The 17,741-nt window shown below is 58.5% G+C and carries 18 protein-coding genes; 3 read left to right on the plus strand and 15 right to left on the minus strand.

From position 1 onward, the window contains the following. Nucleotides 1-102: 102 nt before the first annotated feature. The 3 genes from NW838_RS13200 to NW838_RS13210 all read right to left on the minus strand — a co-directional run bounded on the left by NW838_RS13200 (nt 103) and on the right by NW838_RS13210 (nt 2,487). Nucleotides 103-645, minus strand: a complete 543-nt coding sequence (locus NW838_RS13200; protein ID WP_011429576.1) for an NYN domain-containing protein — start codon at nt 643-645, stop codon at nt 103-105. A 134-nt stretch (nt 646-779) separates the two neighbouring features. Further along, nucleotides 780-1,490, minus strand: a complete 711-nt coding sequence (locus NW838_RS13205; protein ID WP_011429577.1) for a class I SAM-dependent methyltransferase — start codon at nt 1,488-1,490, stop codon at nt 780-782. Nucleotides 1,491-1,539: 49 nt separating this feature from the next. Next, nucleotides 1,540-2,487, minus strand: coding sequence for a sugar phosphate nucleotidyltransferase (locus tag NW838_RS13210; RefSeq protein WP_414355840.1), 948 nt, complete (start codon nt 2,485-2,487; stop codon nt 1,540-1,542). A 428-nt stretch (nt 2,488-2,915) separates the two neighbouring features. Between NW838_RS13210 and NW838_RS13215 the strand changes: the two genes are divergently transcribed. From NW838_RS13215 to NW838_RS13225, 3 genes are all read left to right on the plus strand, one after another. Continuing rightward, nucleotides 2,916-3,779 carry an ABC transporter substrate-binding protein gene (locus NW838_RS13215; RefSeq protein ID WP_414355839.1) on the plus strand — a complete coding sequence of 288 codons (864 nt, stop codon included), beginning with the start codon at nt 2,916-2,918 and terminating at the stop codon, nt 3,777-3,779. After that, entirely contained in the window at nt 3,776-4,597 is an 822-nt protein-coding gene (locus NW838_RS13220; protein ID WP_414388318.1) for an amino acid ABC transporter permease, read from the plus strand. Before NW838_RS13215 ends, NW838_RS13220 begins: the two co-directional genes overlap by 4 nt. A gap of 91 nt (nt 4,598-4,688) precedes the next feature. Then, the gene (locus tag NW838_RS13225) at nt 4,689-5,612 is read left to right on the plus strand and encodes an NAD(+) kinase (RefSeq protein ID WP_414355837.1); all 924 of its coding nucleotides are present in this window, start codon (nt 4,689-4,691) and stop codon (nt 5,610-5,612) included. A 14-nt stretch (nt 5,613-5,626) separates the two neighbouring features. Here NW838_RS13225 and NW838_RS13230 read toward each other — a convergent pair whose 3' ends face one another. From NW838_RS13230 to NW838_RS13285, 12 genes are all read right to left on the minus strand, one after another. Beyond that, entirely contained in the window at nt 5,627-6,766 is a 1,140-nt protein-coding gene (locus tag NW838_RS13230) for a glucose-6-phosphate dehydrogenase assembly protein OpcA (protein ID WP_414428188.1), read from the minus strand. A 130-nt stretch (nt 6,767-6,896) separates the two neighbouring features. Then, nucleotides 6,897-8,495, minus strand: a complete 1,599-nt coding sequence (locus tag NW838_RS13235; RefSeq protein WP_414428189.1) for a glucose-6-phosphate isomerase — start codon at nt 8,493-8,495, stop codon at nt 6,897-6,899. Between the two features lie 46 nt (nt 8,496-8,541). Further along, nucleotides 8,542-9,048, minus strand: coding sequence for a 2-amino-4-hydroxy-6-hydroxymethyldihydropteridine diphosphokinase (gene folK, locus NW838_RS13240; RefSeq protein ID WP_414375073.1), 507 nt, complete (start codon nt 9,046-9,048; stop codon nt 8,542-8,544). After that, entirely contained in the window at nt 9,045-9,428 is a 384-nt protein-coding gene (gene folB / locus NW838_RS13245; RefSeq protein ID WP_414355833.1) for a dihydroneopterin aldolase, read from the minus strand. Before folB ends, folK begins: the two co-directional genes overlap by 4 nt. Further along, nucleotides 9,415-10,284, minus strand: a complete 870-nt coding sequence (gene folP, locus NW838_RS13250; RefSeq protein ID WP_414428190.1) for a dihydropteroate synthase — start codon at nt 10,282-10,284, stop codon at nt 9,415-9,417. The genes folB and folP overlap by 14 nt, the downstream gene beginning before the upstream one ends. 541 nt (nt 10,285-10,825) lie before the next feature. Then, entirely contained in the window at nt 10,826-11,917 is a 1,092-nt protein-coding gene (ychF, locus tag NW838_RS13255; RefSeq protein ID WP_011434459.1) for a redox-regulated ATPase YchF, read from the minus strand. A 270-nt stretch (nt 11,918-12,187) separates the two neighbouring features. Further along, nucleotides 12,188-13,582: a 23S rRNA (uracil(1939)-C(5))-methyltransferase RlmD gene (gene rlmD, locus NW838_RS13260; protein ID WP_414355830.1), complete on the minus strand. Its 1,395-nt coding sequence runs from the start codon at nt 13,580-13,582 to the stop codon at nt 12,188-12,190. A gap of 153 nt (nt 13,583-13,735) precedes the next feature. Beyond that, nucleotides 13,736-14,923: a GNAT family N-acetyltransferase gene (locus NW838_RS13265; protein WP_414428191.1), complete on the minus strand. Its 1,188-nt coding sequence runs from the start codon at nt 14,921-14,923 to the stop codon at nt 13,736-13,738. After that, nucleotides 14,908-15,096 carry a hypothetical protein gene (locus tag NW838_RS13270; protein ID WP_414355828.1) on the minus strand — a complete coding sequence of 63 codons (189 nt, stop codon included), beginning with the start codon at nt 15,094-15,096 and terminating at the stop codon, nt 14,908-14,910. The genes NW838_RS13265 and NW838_RS13270 overlap by 16 nt, the downstream gene beginning before the upstream one ends. Nucleotides 15,097-15,164: 68 nt before the next feature. Next, nucleotides 15,165-16,223 carry an ATP-grasp domain-containing protein gene (locus NW838_RS13275; protein WP_414329283.1) on the minus strand — a complete coding sequence of 353 codons (1,059 nt, stop codon included), beginning with the start codon at nt 16,221-16,223 and terminating at the stop codon, nt 15,165-15,167. A 39-nt stretch (nt 16,224-16,262) separates the two neighbouring features. Continuing rightward, on the minus strand, nt 16,263-17,081 hold the full coding sequence (locus NW838_RS13280) for an alpha/beta hydrolase-fold protein (protein WP_414355827.1): 819 nt from the start codon (nt 17,079-17,081) through the stop codon (nt 16,263-16,265). A 66-nt stretch (nt 17,082-17,147) separates the two neighbouring features. After that, a partial coding sequence (locus tag NW838_RS13285; protein ID WP_414428192.1) for an LON peptidase substrate-binding domain-containing protein occupies nt 17,148-17,741 on the minus strand: 594 nt, incomplete at its 5' end.

The following is a 17,741-nucleotide window of genomic DNA, read 5'->3' on the forward strand; positions in this document are numbered from 1 at the left end:
GGAGCTGGCTCCGGCGGATCCTTCACAGGAGCAGTTGCCCACTGCCTCGCCAGATGAAGAGCATCTTTGGTATGGAGCTCCCACCGTTCCCTACGATGGCATTTAGCGCATGGGATCTTGGCCGGACAGCCGCCAGCGGTTTAGGCGTGAGAGGGTATCTGCATCCAAGTAGGCATCAATGCCCCGCTTGCTCGATAGCCGTTTTGGTTGGACGCGCCGGATCTGCTGCTGGGCCTGCTGCACTTCATCCCACAGTTGTTCTGCCGAGACCCATTCGGCGTTGTAGCCGCCAATCACCAACTGCTGGACACGATCGGAGGTAGCCACCCGTACCCGACACCCATCCCTCTGCAACTGGGCACACAGCCGTTCAATACAACTGTCGGCGGTCTCGCCATAGGAGGTATACAGGATCTCGATACCCGAAGGGGAGCGCTCTTGCCGGGCTGGAGTGGGTTGGGCGTAGGCATCGTACACCACGGTCGCCTGGTAGCCCCGGAAGGCCACATAGTTGGCCAAAGATTCCACCAAGCGCAGACGGGCCAATTCCATCAGGGAGCGACGCGCTAACTGGCTCAGGGTGGGCCAAGCTCCGATGATGTTGTAGCCATCAACCAAGAGGAAGGTGGGAGAGGAGGCTTGCATGGATGGCGGTGGATCCCTTGTCCGGGATCACACTTCTTAATCTTAATCTTTATCTTATTTTTAATCTTAGTACCCAGCCTTAAAGGTTACCCCACTACTCCGAATGCTCCGATACTTTCCCGGTTGTGAGCAGATCACGGTCTGCGCTGAATCCAATAGGTGGTGAACAGTTCGCCACTGGCCTGTTTCTGAATTTTGCCCCCCAAGGCTGCGATGCGCCGCTCCCACTCCGTTAGGGGGGTGAAAATCGGTTCGGTGCCTTTGAATAGCTCGATGAGGCCCCATTGTTCCGCCCACACCGAGTCGGGATTGACCACTTCAATAATCACAGGTGCAGCCGGTCGCAACACTCGCATCAACTCTGCCCAAACCGCGTCGAAGTACTCAATCGGGTAGTAGTACAAAAATCCGGTGGCAATGGCCAGATCAAATTGCTCCGACTCGTAGTTTTCCAAATGGTGGGCGGATCCCTGTTGCATTGACTTGAACAGCTTGGAGTTAAGCTGGGGTGCCCGCGAGCGAATAAAGCGCACAATCTCACCGCTCAGCTCATGGCCGTAAAAGTAGGCTTGCCAATCGTTCCAGGGATAGGTCAGGAAGCTTACCCCACAGCCCAAATCCAAACAGGCTTCCCGTTTTTTGGGGGCACGCAGTTGCCAAAAGGGGATCCCGAGGCGCTCTTGCAGGTGATCCCGCTGCTGGGCTTGCCAAAAAGGCAGTTGCTCCAGGTCTGGGGGAAGTTGCCAACCTGGCCGACCCAGTTGAATTTCCAGCTCCCGATTGAAGCGAGCAGCTACGGCAGCAAGGTAGGGATCCCAGCGTTCCCCGGTTTGTGGTAGCTCCATTTGCTGATGGCTTTGTCCTGGATGGTCGTGAACTTAACTTGCACTTAACCTACACTACCAGGACTCTCGGCCCGTAGGCTCCCGGCTGCAGGGATCCATTTACCCAGCTGTGGCTGCCGAGGATGGTGCCTGCCGGAATCTGAGCTTGGGATCCCAGCCGGGTGTGGGCGCCAATGTAGCAGGGGGCGTGCAGTTGAGCGCTGGGATGGATCTCAGCCGTTTTGTGCACCCATATCCCCGGCGCCTGTTGCTGCACATCTTCCAGGGGAAAATCCGTCATTCGGCCCAGAAGAATGTCCAGTTGGCCGTGGTAATAGCTGGCTGGCGTGCCCAGATCCCGCCAGTAGCCTGTGTGGAGATAAGCTTGCAGCCGGTGCCCTTGCCTGAGCAAATCGGGGAAGACACGCCGCTCGAAGCTGAGGGGATCCCCACTGGGGTAGTCTTTAAAAATGGCTGGATCCAAGACATAGGTGCCGGCGTTGATCGTGTCGGTGGTGAGGGTGAGGGCTTCTGCAGGGGTGGGTTTTTCCCGAAAAGATTGGATCTGGCCCCCTTCCCCAACTTCCACCAGGCCATAGGCGGTGATATCGTCCACGCGGGCGAGGGTGAGGGTGGCCATGGCCTTGCTCTGCACATGACATTGCATCAGCATCTGCAGATCCAGATCTGTGAGGATGTCGGCATTGAAGACCACCAAGGGATCCCCAGTGAAATAGGGCTGAGCCAGCACCAAAGCTCCTGCCGTATCCAAAGGCGTCTCTTCGGGAATGTAGCGGAGCTTCACCCCCAAAGCAGCGCCATCTCCCAGAGCAGCCTCAATTTGTTGGCCCAGATAACCCACGCTGAGCAAAATATCTGTCAGGCCGGCTCGGCGGCAGCGCCCGATCAGCCACTCCAAAAAGGGCACATCCAAAAGGGGCAACAAAGGCTTAGGCTGCAAAAAGGTAAAAGGCCGTAAGCGAGTTCCTTTCCCACCCGCCAAGATCACCGCTTGCATAACCACCCTCAACCCCGTTCTCTTCCAAAGATATTGACATCCTCTCCGCCCAATTGCTAAGGGGGATCCATTGGGTCGAGCCAAATGTTTTCTGCTACCCAGAACGTCGATTCTCCGTTGCCCACAGAGGGATACGGATTGCCCCCCCGGGCAACACAGCACGAGTCTTGATCGCAAGTCTCAGGGGATGCCTTTCTGGAGGAGATATTTCAATCTCAATTGGGATTCATAAGCTCAATCCTGAGACAGTTGATTTGCCTTTTTTAGAGCATGTTTGGAGAATTGCGACCCGCTCGCCCCAGTCGGGAATAGCCACCCAAAGCGGCAGTGTCAGGTGATACTACCTTGCAACGGGAATTGTGACAGCCTTGGATAGCTTGGATGGATTCCAATGGGTTTGCCCTTCACCTTCATCTGAGGTTTTGCCGATGTCTGTTTCTCGACGCCGATCCCTACAAGCCCTTTGCTTGACCCTGGCCGGATGCTGGGCTCTAGGCACACACCAGGGATCCCTGCTGGCCCAAGGTAGCGATTTGTTGGCTCAAGTTCAAGAGCGGGGGGTGCTCCGGATTTCCACCGACTCCAATTACCGTCCTCAGAGCTACCGCAACCCTGACGGCACTTGGGAAGGATTTGATGTGGATGTGGCGCGCGAGATTGCCAGGCGCTTGGGGGTAGAGGCTGAGTTTCTGGATATCAACTTCGATGTCATCACCGCCGGATCTTGGAATGGCCGCTGGGATGTCAATGTCGGCTCCATGACCGTAACTGCCGAACGCCAGAAAGCTCTGCTGTTTACCATTCCCTACTACTACACCCCCGCCAGCTTCGTGGTCCACCAAGCCTCGACCCTGACCGATATCGCCGCCTTGGAAGGAAAGCGAGTTGGGGTGGGCACCGCCACCACCTATCAAGCCTACCTGGAGGGCAACCTCACCCTGGAAGGAGAGACCATCCAAGTTCCAGCCCCGCGGGTGGACATTCGCATCTACGACACCGATAGCCTGGCTCTGCAGGACTTGGCACTGGGGGATGGCACCCGCTTGGATGCAGTCTTGACGGCTTTGCCGACGGCTGAAAATGCCATTCGGGAAGGACTGCCCCTGAAAACTCTGGGGGATCCGGTCTACTATGAAGCCTTGGCTGTGGCCTTGGATCGCTCCAGCCCTGCCCCTTCCGAGAGCTTGCAAGCCAAAATTAACGAAATCTTAGAATCCATGCATGCGGACGGCACGCTAACAGCCCTCTCGAAGCGGTATTACGGCATTGATCTGACGAAAAAAGCTGAGTGAGCAAAGACTCTATCCCACTGGAGCAGCCCATTTACCCACCGCCCCGGATTCGAAAAGGGATCCCGTTCCCGGTGGCCCAGGGGTTGTGGTTGGTTTTGTGGCTGCTGTTGTTGGTGTTCACCTTCAGCGGGGTACAGTTGGAGTTGGCCGGGATCCCCATCCGTACCTTGCGTCTCAACGGCAACTTTGTGCGCGAGTGGTGGTGGTTCATCTCGCAAGGGGTGGGCACTACTTTTCAACTGTCCTTGGTCTCCATCCTCTGTGCCACCACCTTGGCCTTTTTGTCGGCACTGGCGGGCCTCTCCCAGATTGCCCCTCTGAGCAGCCTCTCCGCTCTGTATGTCTCGTTGATGCGAGGCACACCTCTATTTCTGCAGTTTTTGTTCATCTACCAGGCTTTGCCGCAACTGGGCCTGGTGTTCGGCTCGTTTACTTCGGCGGTGCTGGCCTTGAGCCTGAACTATGGCGCCTACATGAGCGAGATCTTCCGGGCCGGGATCCAAGCCATTCCCGTCGGGCAGCGGGAAGCCGCCTATGCCCTAGGGCTTAAGCCTTGGCAAACCCTATGGTGCATCATTTTGCCGCAAGCTTTTCGAATTGTCTTACCGGACATTGGCAACCAATTCATCGCCATGCAGAAAGACACTGCCCTGGCCAGCGCCATTGCTTTGCAGGAGTTGATGGGCCGGGCTCGACAGGCGGGTTTGCCGCGCCAACATTTTTTTGAGGCTTTGGTGGTGGCAGCGCTGTGGTACTGGCTGCTGACGTTAATCTTGTCATTTTTCCAGGGACGCTTGGAACGGTACCTGGCCCGCTAGAGGAGCGCAGAAATTGGGGAATGGATCACCTGGCCAGCAGAAGGGCCTGCAGAACTGATAGAGTTTTGGCACCTCTGCCTTCCCATTGCCCATGACCAAGCCCAAAGCCGGGATCCTCTACAACGACGCCAAACCCGCCGCCAAACGCAGCAGCGAAACCCTAGCCCGCTGGTTTCAGGAGCAGGGCTGGGAAGTCTGTGTGGCCCCCAACTGGGGCGGTATCCTCGGCTATGCCAAGCCCGACAGCCCCATCTGCCTGACCAGAGTAGATAGCCTGGCCCCGGCTGGATTTGATCAAACCATGAAGTTTGCAGTGGTGTTGGGGGGAGATGGCACCGTCTTGGCAGCAGCGCGGCAACTGGCCCCCAAAGGGATCCCCCTGTTGGCGGTGAACACGGGCCACCTGGGCTTTCTGACGGAGACCTACCTTTCTCATCTAGAGGAGGCAGCCAGCGCCGCCATTGCCGGGGAATACACCCTGGATCGCCGCAGCATGTTGCTGGTGCAAGCCTACCGAGGGCAGGAATTGCGCTGGGAGGTCTTGAGCTTAAACGAGATGGTGCTGCACCGCGAGCCTTTGACCAGCATGTGCCATTTCGAGATCACCATCGGGGATCACTCACCTCTGGATGTGGCTGCCGACGGAGTGATTTTGGCTACTCCCACCGGCTCGACGGCTTATGCCCTCTCGGCGGGTGGGCCGGTGATCACACCGGGGGTGCCGGTTTTGCAGTTGATCCCCATCTGCCCCCATTCCATGGCCTCGCGGGCCTTGGTCTTTCCCGATTCGGAGGAGGTGTGGATTAGCCCCGTTACCCCTCAGCCGCTGGTTTTGGTGGTGGATGGGAATGCCGGCTGCTATATCATGCCGGAAGACCAGATTCGGGTGGTACGTGCCCCCTATTGGACAGATTTGATGCGCCTGCGCCGACCGGAATTTTTCCGCGTTATGCGCGAGAAATTGGGGTGGGGACTGCCCCATGCTTCCAAGCCCACGTCGGTGGAGCTGCCTTGAAACAGAAGCGGATCTCAGCTTTTGCCCAGCTTCAGCATCTGATCCACCACCCCTAGGGTTTCTTCGTAGAGGTAGTCGGGGCCAAGCCGCTGCAACTCGGCAGCCAGCAGGGTGTCGAGGGAGTCCTGCTCCAGGGGAGCCACCTGGCGAATCACGCACCTCTGAGCGCCCCCCATGGCTTCCATGCGCATACACCCTGTGGTTTCGGAGCACAGCACGGTACAGGCGTCGGCTTCCTGGTTGCTGGAGGTGAGGCGCAGCCCGATGAGATCCCCCGGCTGGCTGATTTCCGAGGCCAAGGGCACAGCCGCCAGTTCTGCCATCACCTCGCCGCCCCTTTGGGTTTGCAAGCGGATACGGTCGATCTGGTAATCGTGCTCCTGAGCCTGAACCCGCTCTGTGGGAGTCCACCCCAGGCGACCGGCCAGCCAGCCCAGGAAAAGGAACGCCTGGCAGGGATTGCCGGCTTTGTAGTCGAGGTTCACACGATCCACAAGGTAGAGGGACTCCCGCCGGTCGGGAGGGTCAAAGGCTTGGGCGGTGAGTTCCTGCCAGGGCAGCAGCCGCCGCCAGTTGAGATCCCCGCAGTGGCGGCCCTCGCTCAGCAAGAGGTGGATTTCTTGCAGATCTTCTTCTGGATTGACAAAGCCCCGCGAATCGACAATGACCCGATTGCTCAGGGCCACCAATTTTTGAAACAGCAAGCTGTTCAGATCCAGATCCCCCTGCCACCACAAAAAGGTGGGCAAGTTGGGGATCAGCAGCGAGGCGACCGTGCTGCAGGCCCGCACAAAGGCCGATTCGGGCGCTTTCAGGGTGATGTATTCGCAACAGACCAACGAGCTGCGCTGCTCGCGGGTCACCGGGCAATAGGCGGCCACCTGGGCCTCGATGGCATCGTCTGGGGATCCCTCTCGTTTGGCGCGCAGGTCAATGACGCGACAGGGGTTCTGGGTGGCGATGGCTTCGACGGTGGGGGAAGGCAGCAACAGCGCATCGTCCAGAGATTCGTACACCACCAGGGTAAAGGTGGCAGCGCGGGCGGCAACGCTCTCTCCTTTGGAAGACCAGATCTTGTTCAGCTCCTGCTCAATATCTTCGATGGAGACATCTTTCGGGGTTTGTAGGGGCAGGACGGCAGCAGATTGATCCATAGTCTCCTCCTGGAGTGGACTCTTGCTCGATTCTAGGCAGGGGGGTCGGCTGGCCGGGAAGGGCTTAAGGCGAGGTACAGATTGACCAACTCAAGCCTGCTCTCCGCACTTGCTCCAGGAAACTCGAGGCTCAAGCAGGCCGAGGCTGGATGCTCAGCTCCAGGGGGCGGGCGGGATCCCCTGTCAACAGGACTCCGCGGCCATTGGCGTGTAGGTGCCGCACAATCCAGTACAGGGTTTCTATGCGCTCCGGGCAGCCCAGTTGCTTCGCCAGTTGGGGCAAAGTCAGGGATCCCTGGTGCTCCTGCACCGTCTCTAGCAATCGCCGTTGCAGCTCCAAGACAGCGCTGGCGGCTTTCTTGCCTGCTTCCACCCCCGGTTGATGGTAAGCGTTGATCTGGATTAGGGAGGCGTAGAGGCCCACGGCTCGCTCGTAGAGGGCAATCAAGGCCCCCACCGAGCGGGCATCTACCCGTGGCAGCGTCACGGTAATGGAGTCGCGACCGTTTTCGTAGAGGGCCTGGCGGGTGCCCTGCAGCAGGCCGTTCAGGTAGTCGCCACTGGTCACCTGCGGCTCCACGAAGGGGGAAGGGATCCCAGGCTCCCGATCCTGAAGCACCTCGATGAAGGTGACAAAGAAGTTGTTCAAGCCATCCCGCAACTGCTGGACGTAGGCATGTTGGTCGGTGGTGCCCTTGTTGCCGTAAACGGCGATGCCCTGCTCCACACGGTTGCCGTTTAGATCGTGGGATTTGCCCAGGGATTCCATCACCAACTGTTGTAAGTAACGGCTAAACAGCAGCAGGCGATCCTTGTAGGGCAAAACCACCATGTCTTTGCGCCCTTGGCCTTGACCGACGATGTACCAGGCCATGGCCAGCAGAGCGGCGGGATTGCGCTCCAGGTGGGGCAGGCGGGTGGCCTCATCCATGGTGGCTGCCCCGGCCAGCAAAGCCCGGATATCGATGCCCTGCAACGCTGCCGGCAACAGGCCCACCGGGGACGTTTCGGAGGTGCGCCCCCCCACCCAGTCGAAGATGGGGAAGACCTCCAACCACCCCTCCTGCCGCGCCTGCTGCTCCAATTGGCTGCCGGGGCCGGTGATGGCCACCGCATGGGCAGAAAAAGGGATCCCAGCCTTTTGGTAGGCCAGCTTCACCTCCACCAAGCCATTGCGGGGCTCTGGGGTGCCGCCGGATTTGGAGGTGGTGATCACCAGGGTTTGCCCCAGTTGGTCTGCCAGCCGCCCCAGCACCCGGTCAAACCCGTCGGGATCCGTGTTGTCGATGAAGTGGATGTTCAGGGGGGGGTGCAGCGGAGCCAGGGCCTCCGCCACAAATTGCGGCCCCAGAGCTGAGCCGCCAATGCCGATGCAGAGCAGCTCGGTGAACCGTCCCCCCCCGCTGGCCGGGATGGTTCCGCGATGGATCTTTTCGGCAAAGGTTTCCACTCGCTCAATGGAATCCTGAATGGCCTGCCGGATTTCAGGGGTGGGAGCCAGCTCGGGCGCCCGCAGCCAATAGTGGCCCACCTGGCGGCCTTCGTCGGGGTTGGCAATGGCTCCTGCCTCCAAAGCCTGCATATCGGCAAAAGCCTGGGCAAAGCGAGGCCGTAGCGCTTCCACCTGAGGGGGAGTGAAACGGATGCGGCTGATATCGACGAAAATCTCCAGGCCGGGATGGTAGTAAAGCCAATCGCAGTAGCGCTGCCAGAGTTGGAGGCTGTCCATGGGATCCCTTTTGCCGAAATCCCTAACCAGCTTACCAAACTCTTTCTTACTCCCAGCCGAGGGTTGTGCGCTCCAGCCAGGACTGATCCAAACTGATGAGTGCCTCTTTGACCCCCACACCGGTCTCAGGGTGACGCCAGTCGGGAGCGATCTCCCCCAAGGGAGCTAAGACAAAAGCACGTTCCATCATGCGGGGGTGGGGCAACGTCAGCTCAGGGCTGTTCAGGATGCGGCTGCCCATGGCCAGCAGATCCAAATCCAGGGTTCTGGCCTCCCAGCGGATGCGCCGCACCCGTCCTGCCTCCTGCTCGATGGCCAGCAGCGCCCTTAGTAACTCCAGGGGAGACTGGTAAGGGGGGAAGGGATCCAAGGCCACCACTGCATTGAGGTAATCAGGCTGTCCGGGTGGCCCCCCTTGGGCTGGGCTGCGGTAGAGACTGGAACAGGCCACCACCTCTCCCAACCGGCGCAACTTCTGCACAGCCAAGCGCAACTGCTGCAGCGGATCCCCCAGGTTGCTTCCCAGGGCAACATAGGCCAGGTCACGATTCATGAGGCTTCCGCCCTGCTTACGGCTCGCCGGCGGTCGACCTCGACGTAAACATCCTCGAACAGCCCCGGCAGGGGAGCATGGGGCTTGTGAACCCGCACAGTTAGGGCCTCCAGTTGGGGATAGCTCTGCCACAGCCGCTCTGCGATCTGATCCGCCAAGGTCTCGACCAAGCGGTAGCGTTGGCCGGTCACCTCCTGCCGCACCCTCTCGTACACCTGGGCGTAGTCCACCGTGCGCGAGAGGTCATCTTGGATCTCGGCTAGGGAAAGCCGCATCTCCACGTCCACCACAAAACGCCCACCCAAAACCGCTTCCTCCGGGCAGTGGCCGTGATAGGCATGAAAGACGAGGCCCTGCAGCACCAGCCTACCCTGCGTCATGGTGCAGAGCTTCCCAAGTGGCAAGGGCGGAAACATGAGCCGGCACGTTGTGAACCCGTACCAGGGCAGCCCCCCGGCTGGCTGCAAACAGGTGCACGGCCACGCTGGCGCTGTCTCGCTGATTAGGTACGGCAATGCCGGAAAGCTTACCCACAAAACTTTTGCGGGAGGCCCCCACCAAGACCGGGTAGCCGTAGGCCACCAGCCGCGGTAGGGCTTTAAGCAGGACTACATTCTGCTCAGCAGTTTTGGCAAAGCCCAAGCCCGGATCCAAAACAACGCTGGGCACGCCCGCCGCCAGAGCCCGCTCCGCCTGTTCCCTGAGGAAACCGAAAACCTCCCCCTCCAGGTCAGCATAGTCGGTCTGCTGCTGCATGGTGCGCGGTTCTCCCCGCATGTGCATGATCACCGCCGGCACCCCCTTTTCGGCACAGACCTGTATCATTTGGGGATCCCGCAGCCCGGTTACGTCGTTCACCAAGTGGGCGCCGGCAGCCAAAGCCGCCGCTGCCACCTCCGGCTTGCGGGTGTCGATGCTGATGGGGATCCCGGATCCTTCCAGGGCCCGGATCACGGGCAAGACTCGGTCGCATTCCACCTCCACTGATACCGGCTCCGCTCCCGGACGGGTGGACTCGCCGCCAATATCCACGATCAAGGCCCCTGCCGCTGCCATGGCTTTGGCTGCCTGCACAGCCGCTTCTGCAGATCCCCACTGGCCGCCATCGCTGAAGCTGTCGGGGGTAACGTTTAGCACCCCCATCACCCCAACGCCCCGCCAAGAAAGACGGTAGCCCTCTGGCGTCTGTTCTGCCCCAGGCAGAGGACGTCGGGAGATCAAGCTGGTAACACCCATAACCGCTGCAGGCTGCCGTGTTGCAAAAGCAGGGGGAAAAGTCTCCCACTGCCTAGGATGGTATTGCCGTCAATCCCAAGGCTGGCGCAAGCCCAACAGGATTCTACAAAATTTCTTACAACGTCCTTACAGAGCCACGATTGGTGAAAGGCTGCCCCTGCCGGCTCAAGCGCAAGGAATGGCCCCCGCCGACAGAGGAAGCTCTCCCGCTCTGGCTAGAACATGATGTCGTCTTCCGAACGACCCCAAATACACCAAATGATAGAGGCAAAGATCGCCATGTAAACCCAGGCCATCGGGCCGTATTGCAGCAGATCCATCAATACATCCCTAAAACATTTGTTTATCTAGTCCAATTATTGTGATGTTTCGTTACAGCGTCAACCGTTTTCTTAGGAAAAGGCCCCCTCTCAGACCCAGCCGGAGCTGCGCTGGGATCCCTTGTCCAGGGCGGGTTAAGTCTTTTTGCCTAAAGACAGGGAGCAAGTCTTCAGTTTCTGAGAAAACCCAGCTTGCCTGAGAGATGCAGGAGGATAGGGAACTAGACATTGAAGCGGAAGTGCATCACGTCCCCTTCCTGGACGACGTAGTCTTTGCCTTCGCTGCGCAGCAGGCCCTTTTCTTTGGCGGCATTCAGGGATCCCGCCGCCACCAGATCGGCATAGGCCACCGTCTCGGCCCGGATGAAGCCCCGCTCAAAATCGGAGTGGATCACCCCGGCTGCCTGAGGGGCTGTGGCGCCGACTGGAATCGTCCAAGCGCGGGTTTCTTTGGGGCCAGAGGTAAAGTAGGTGCGCAAGCCCAACAGCTCGTAGGTGGCCCGGATTAGGGATTTCAGCCCGCCTTCTTTCACCCCCAACGAATCCAGATAGGCCTGTCGCTCGTCGGGGGGTAGCTCCACCAGTTCCGCCTCCACCTGGGCTGAGACCACCACCACACCTGCCCCTTCCGCCTCGGCAAATTGCCGCACCTGCTCCACCCAGGCATTGCCGCTGGCCAGATCCGTTTCCGCCACATTGGCGGCGTAGATGACTTTTTTGCGGGTGAGCAGCCCCAACCCTTTGATCAACTGCTCTTCTTCTGGGCTGAGGGGTACCAGGCGAGCCGGCTTGCCCTCGTCCAAAGCGGCCTGCAACTGTTCCAAAGCCTGCAACTCCAGTTGGGCGGTTTTGTCGGACTTTGCCTGCTTGCGCACCCGCTCTATGCGCCGCTCGATCTGGGCCAAATCCGCCAAGGCTAGCTCCAAGTTGATCACCCCGATATCCCGCAAGGGATCCACCGAACCCGCCACATGCACAATGTTCTCGTCCTGGAAGCAGCGCACCACATGCACCACGGCGTCCACCTGGCGAATGTGGGAGAGAAACTGGTTGCCCAGACCCTCCCCCTTGCTGGCTCCAGCCACCAGCCCGGCAATATCCACAAACTCGATTTGGCTGGGGATGATCTCGGCAGAACCGCTGATCTTGGCCAGCACCTGCAAGCGCTCGTCGGGCACCGCCACCCGCCCCACATTCGGCTCAATGGTGCAGAAGGGAAAGTTGGCCGCCTCGGCTTTGGCATTTTCACAGAGGGCGTTGAACAAGGTAGATTTGCCTACGTTGGGCAGGCCGACAATTCCAGCTCTTAACATCCAGATCTTGGGGAAAAAGCCAAAAACCAGGGTAACGGGATCCCTTGCTAAGCCGGAAGATCCCTACTCCGACGTTAGCATTTGCGGCCCCTCGACGGTGCGCTTTCCCAACCGGTGAATCCGCTCCCAAGCGCTCCGCGCCGCCAACGCGACCACCCCTGGCCCCTCTCTCAAGGGAAGAAAGGAAATAGGCGAAACGACTGTATCTTTTGCTCCGCTGCACAGTGCTGGGCGACTGAGGTCTTGCCAAGGTGCGTGATCCTTTCCAATTCAAACTCGCTCCAGAAAGGCCACCCCCTCCACGTGCCCGGTTTGGGGAAAGAAGTCAGCCGCCCGCCATTGGGTGAGGCGATAGGAGCCCTCTGCCAATAAGACCTGTAAGTCTCGCGCCAAAGTGGCAGGGTGACAGCTAATGTAAACGATGCGCGGTGGTCGCCGCAGCTTTAAGGTCTCGAGCACTTGGCGGTCGCAGCCGCGCCGCGGCGGATCCAGCACCACAATGTCGGCAGGGGGCAGGGTTGGCAAAACCTGTTCCACCGTGCCCTGGAAAAATTGGGCTGAGGCGATACCGTTGAACTGGGCATTGTAGCGGGCTTGGGCCACCGCTTCCGGCAAAGCTTCCACCCCCATCGCCCGTTTCGCCCGTTGCGCCAGCAGCAAGGTTAAGGTGCCGATGCCACAGTAGGCATCCAGGATGGTTTCCTCTCCCCGCAGGTTCAGTTGGTCGGCTATCCAGGTAAAAAAGGCTTCTGCTTGCTCTGTGTTGACCTGGAAGAAAGAGGTGCTGTCGATCCAGAGGGAAAAACCGGCAAATTCCTCCCGCAGAGCCCCTCGACCGGCAATGACCTCAGTCTCCGGGCCGAAGATGGCATTGGTACGAGCCGAGTTGAGATTGAGACAGACCCCCACCAGGTCGGGGTAGCGCTGCATCCAGCGTTCGGCCCAGCTTTCCAGATGGGGCAGGCGACGACTGCAACTGACCAAGGTAAGAAGCACCTCGCGGGTGCGGCGACCGATGCGCAAACCCAAGTGGCGGAGATGACCCTGGTGACGACTTTCGTCATACACACTCCAGCCCGTCTCTTGAAGATCGCGCTTGATTTCCCTCAGGAACACGTCCAGCCGCTCATCTTGCACGGGGCATTGGTTGAGGTTCACCAAGCGGTGGCTGCCCCGTTGGTAGTAGCCCATGCGCAATAGCTGGCCCTCCGGTTTGGTTATGGGGTAGGTGACCTTGTTGCGATAGCGCAGCGGCTGCCGGGATCCCAAAATGGGGACAGGCTCCGGCAGAGCAAGACCGCCAATCCGCTCCAGCGCATCTCTGAGAATTTGCTGCTTGGTGGCCAACTGCTGGCCATAGCTGACGTGTTGCCATTGGCAGCCACCACATTTGTCCGCCACGATGCAGGCCGGTCGCACCCGTTCGGGAGAGGGAGAAACCAGCGACCGAATTCTCCCGACCAAGTAGTTGCGCTTGATCTCGGTTATTTGGGCCACCACCTGATCCCCGGGCACCGCCTGGGACACAAACACCACTCGCCCTTGTCCAAGTCCTGCCGTGTGGGCAATGCCATCTCCTTGGGGGGTCAGGGCCGTGATCTCCAACATCAAAAGATCCCCAGGTTTGACGGGATCAGGAAGGACGGAAGGGATCGGATGTTCCATTAAGCCGTTTCGCCGAAATTCGAAGTAACTACAACCATAGGTCAGGTCTGTGTTGGCTGGAGTCAGTATTGCCGAAAAAAGCTGTAGCAGGGCAAAAAGCATGTCAGCCGCCAACTGCTGACAGGGATTGAAAACCCGATCCAATGGAGTGGTTCACTCCTTGGTCAAAGCAGATAGAGAAGGCAAAACATCTTCTCGAAAAGGAACCTCGTTTTGATTCACGTTCTCCAGCTCGGCCAACATGAGAGGGTTAACCCGGTTTAGGTAGGGCACCAAAACCTGTTGTAGCCTTCGGCTGTAGAAGCGGTGGTAGCTGTACACAGGCGTGGCCGGAAATCCCCGTCGAATCTTATGGGATCCCCCTGCGCCGGGATCAAAGTTGCGGATCCCTTCTCGGATGGCGAGGGCAATGGGCTCGTAGTAGCAAACGTTAAAGTGCAAAAACTTCACCTCCTCCCGACAACCCCAGTAGCGCCCGAACAGGCGATCTCCCTTACGAATACAAAAAGACATCCCCACAATTTCTGCATTCCGTTCCCCGGCCACCAGCACCACCCGCTCCCGATAGTTGGGATAGAGAGACTCGAAAAAGCGGCGATTGAGATATTTGCTCCAGTTCCAAAATTGGGCGCAGGTGTTGCTGTAAAAGTCGTACATGAGAGACAACAGGCGGGGCGTGATCTCCTCTCCTGTGTAAATCTTGAGTTCTAGGCCGCTTTTTTCCATTGCAGCCCGCTCTCGCTTGATGTTGCGCCGCTGGTTGGCATTGAACTGGCTCAAAAAGTCTTCGTAAGAGCGGTAGCCGGGGTTGTGCCACTGGTAGTTGTGGGTGATCCGGGGCGTAAATCCATCCGACTCCAATTGAGTCCGCCAGTCCAGATCTACATAAAGCAAGCTAAACACCGAAATATCCTTCTCTTGGCAAAACCGGTCAATGGCTGCCAGCATCAACGACCACACCTCTGCTTCCGAATACTCGGGATGGACGAGGATGCGATAGCCCGTGGCCGGGGTGAAGGGGGCCATGCCGATTAACTTCGGGTAGTAGCGTTCCCCCAATTGGCCGGCAACTGCAGCCCATTCTTGGTCGAAGACAAACTCCCCTTGACTGTGGCTTTTCAAATACAAGGGGGCAGCAGCAATCAACTGGCCGTCTGCCTCCACCAACAGGTGACAGGGCAGCCACCCTGTCCTGCGGCTGGCACAACCTGAGCTCTCTAGGCTGTGCAACCATTCGTATTCCAAAAAAGGAGAGGTGCGCTCCGTTTGCAAGGCGTGCCAGGCCCCTGCTGGGATCTCGCGAATATCGTGGCACCAGCGCCATTTCAAGCCGGTTGACATTTGCCTGCTCGGATCAGACCAACCCGCCGTGCAATTGCCTCAGCTTGGCTGGGAAAAGGCCCCCAATGCTCTTGCCGACTCAAGAGGGGATCCCCCGCCGCCAAATGCAGCACCTGGCAGGATCCCTGCGCCTGCTTGATCACGTACCACCCTGAAACGGGGTCGGAAACCACGCTGCTGCTCCTTTGCCCGTCCACAACTTCTCCGGCGGAAAACCACACTTGTGGGTTCTGGTTTGATTTTAATCGGGATCCCTGGGCTCGTAGTAACGGTTGGCCAATTCCAAAGCCATCTGAAACTTCTGCTCGCGGGTGAGATCGGCCCGTCGGGCAATGTGGGCAAAGCGGTTGATATCTGGGGGCAGGAAGTCGAAAGGACGCTGTTCCCGCACGATGTCCAAGACCAAATCGCAAAGGGCCTGCTGGTAATCGTTGTAGAAGATCTCTCCCAAAGCCTTGAGCCGCCCATCGGGCACCGGATTGTTAAAGTCGATGGCCTGCAGCTCTCCCTGCTCGTCGATGAATAGCTCCACCGAGTTCATTTCATAGCCCAAAACTCGATTGATAATCCGACAGGTATTGATGACTTTCTGGCCCATTTCCGGGGTAAGAAATTCTGGATCAAACAGATATTCGCTGGCATCGAACTTGCGAAAGATATACTTGATCGGAATGATCTTTCGGCCAATGCAGAGGGCGCGAATCTGCCAAGGGTAAGGGGTTTTGACCTTCTCTTGGATCATCATCACCTGAGATCCAGAGCGGTCGTAAAAATAGAGGAGCTGCTCCATGTTGTGGGCTATTTCTACTCCAATGGCCTCTCGCCCCTCCGCCGGCTTGATCACCATTGGCCAGCCCAGGTCTTCTGCCATCCCCTGCCAATCGAAAAACTTATGATACTTAAAGTCCTCTGCTTTCAATGCAGGGGCTTCTTTAGGGGGCAGAATGTAAGTTTTGGGGATGGAGATCCCCAGCTCTTTGACCACCATGTAGGCAGCATCTTTGTTGCGCAGGTAGTAATAAAAGCTAAAGGGGTTGTTGATGAGGTAAACCCCCCGAAAGGCAAAGCCCATGAATAGGCCGATGGCTTGGGGGTAAAGGTAGCTGAAGCGATCCAGGATCAAGCGATACTTGGTGCGGTAATCCAGGTTCACCTCATGAATGGTGACATGTTCGGCCCGGATCTTGTAAGTTTGGCCGTTGCGAGCTTGAACAGGGGGAAGTGCGTTGAGGCGGGCCAGAGTATCGTCCCCAAAAGGCTCGCTGAAGTGCAGGCTGCCAACCCAATAGTCTTCAATCATCAAAGCTCTCTCGTCAAAAGCTATTCCCTGCAAGGGATCCTACGCGAAGGCGCGGATTTGCGCTTGCCAAGTGGGCCAATCGTGATTCCCCTCCCATACCTCCAGTTGATGGGGGATGTTGTTGCGGCTAAGCACTTCCGCCAGACGCAGGTTGTCGCTGAGGCAGTGGTCGTGGCGAGCGGTGAGCAGCTTCAGCTCGGTGTTGCGCCCGCCCAAGTGATCCCAGAGTTGCCGGCTCATGTTGGACATATAGGCCAGCGGGTTGATGAAATACAGCTCCTGCTCTGCCCGTTGGGGATCCCAGCCGGTGATGGAGCCGAGAGCCGCCACATCGTAGGGCCCCCCCAGGGCCAAGCAACGGCGCACCAAGCCGGGGTGCCGACAGGTGAGGTTGACCGCATGGGTAGCCCCCAGGGAAAAACCGGCCACTACCAAAAACTCATTTTGCGCTTCCGCTTTGGCATAGGGGATCAGCTCTTCTACCCAGTGCTGCTCCAACAACAGCCAACGATCCCGACGTTGGGGCAAGTCCAGCTCGCGGTTGAAAAAGGTCTCCCAATCCAGGGTTTCCACGCAAAAAGCCTGCAAATAGCCCTGTTCCAGATGATGGCTGAGGCTGGCGATAATGCCGCGATCTTCCAAGTCGAAAAAACGCCCGTTGCTGGTGGGCAGACAGATCAGCGGGTAGCCGTGATGCCCGAAGTGGAGCATCTCCATTTCCCGGCCCAAGATCTGAGAGGGAAAGCGCAAGTAGCGGCGAGCGTAGGCCATGAAAAACGGGGAAGGGATCCTCAAGAAATACCCAACCTTTCCGGGGGAAGCATTCTGCTCTGCCTGGTCGAGAAAGGCAAAGGGCACTCTCTGGAAAGGTCCACAAGAGCCACCAGAACAGATGGGAGCAGACCTGACCAACTGACAGGAACCTCAGGAAATTTCCGTGAACAGATCCTTGAGGGCCGTGCGGGCGGCCAAGTGCTTGCGGGTGGACTCAAGAATTTCGGCTTCCCGGCGCAGCCGGCTTTCGGTACTGACCATTTCCAGCAGAGCTTGCTGCTCTTGGGGGGCTCCATGAAAGTGGCTGGCCACCCAGTAGGACAATTCTATGGGAGTGGTGGGGAGCTGCTCCGGCAACTCTGCATCCCGCTCCATCAGCTTGCCCGAGAGACGCACCACATCCTGAAGGAGAGTGGTAACCTGGCGCACCCAGCCCTGCAGGTCATCGGAAGGGGTGGTCGGCTCATCCTCAATCCATTCCACCAGCCCCACCCGGAAGGGTTTTTCCCGCACGTAATCCAAGACGCGGAAGCGCTGCTGCCCCAAGGTCAAAATGTCCATACGGTCATCCGGCAAGCGCTGCACCTGCAACACCTCAGCACAACACCCTACCCGCACCGGGGATCCCGTCTGGGGATTGAACATCAGCACCCCAAAGCGGCGATCCGTCTCCAGGATGGTGTTGATCATCATGCGGTAGCGGTACTCGAATATGTGCAGCGGCAGAGGGCGGCCCGGAAACAG

This window comes from Synechococcus sp. R55.2, assembly GCF_047462075.1.
Taxonomy (GTDB): domain Bacteria; phylum Cyanobacteriota; class Cyanobacteriia; order Thermostichales; family Thermostichaceae; genus Thermostichus.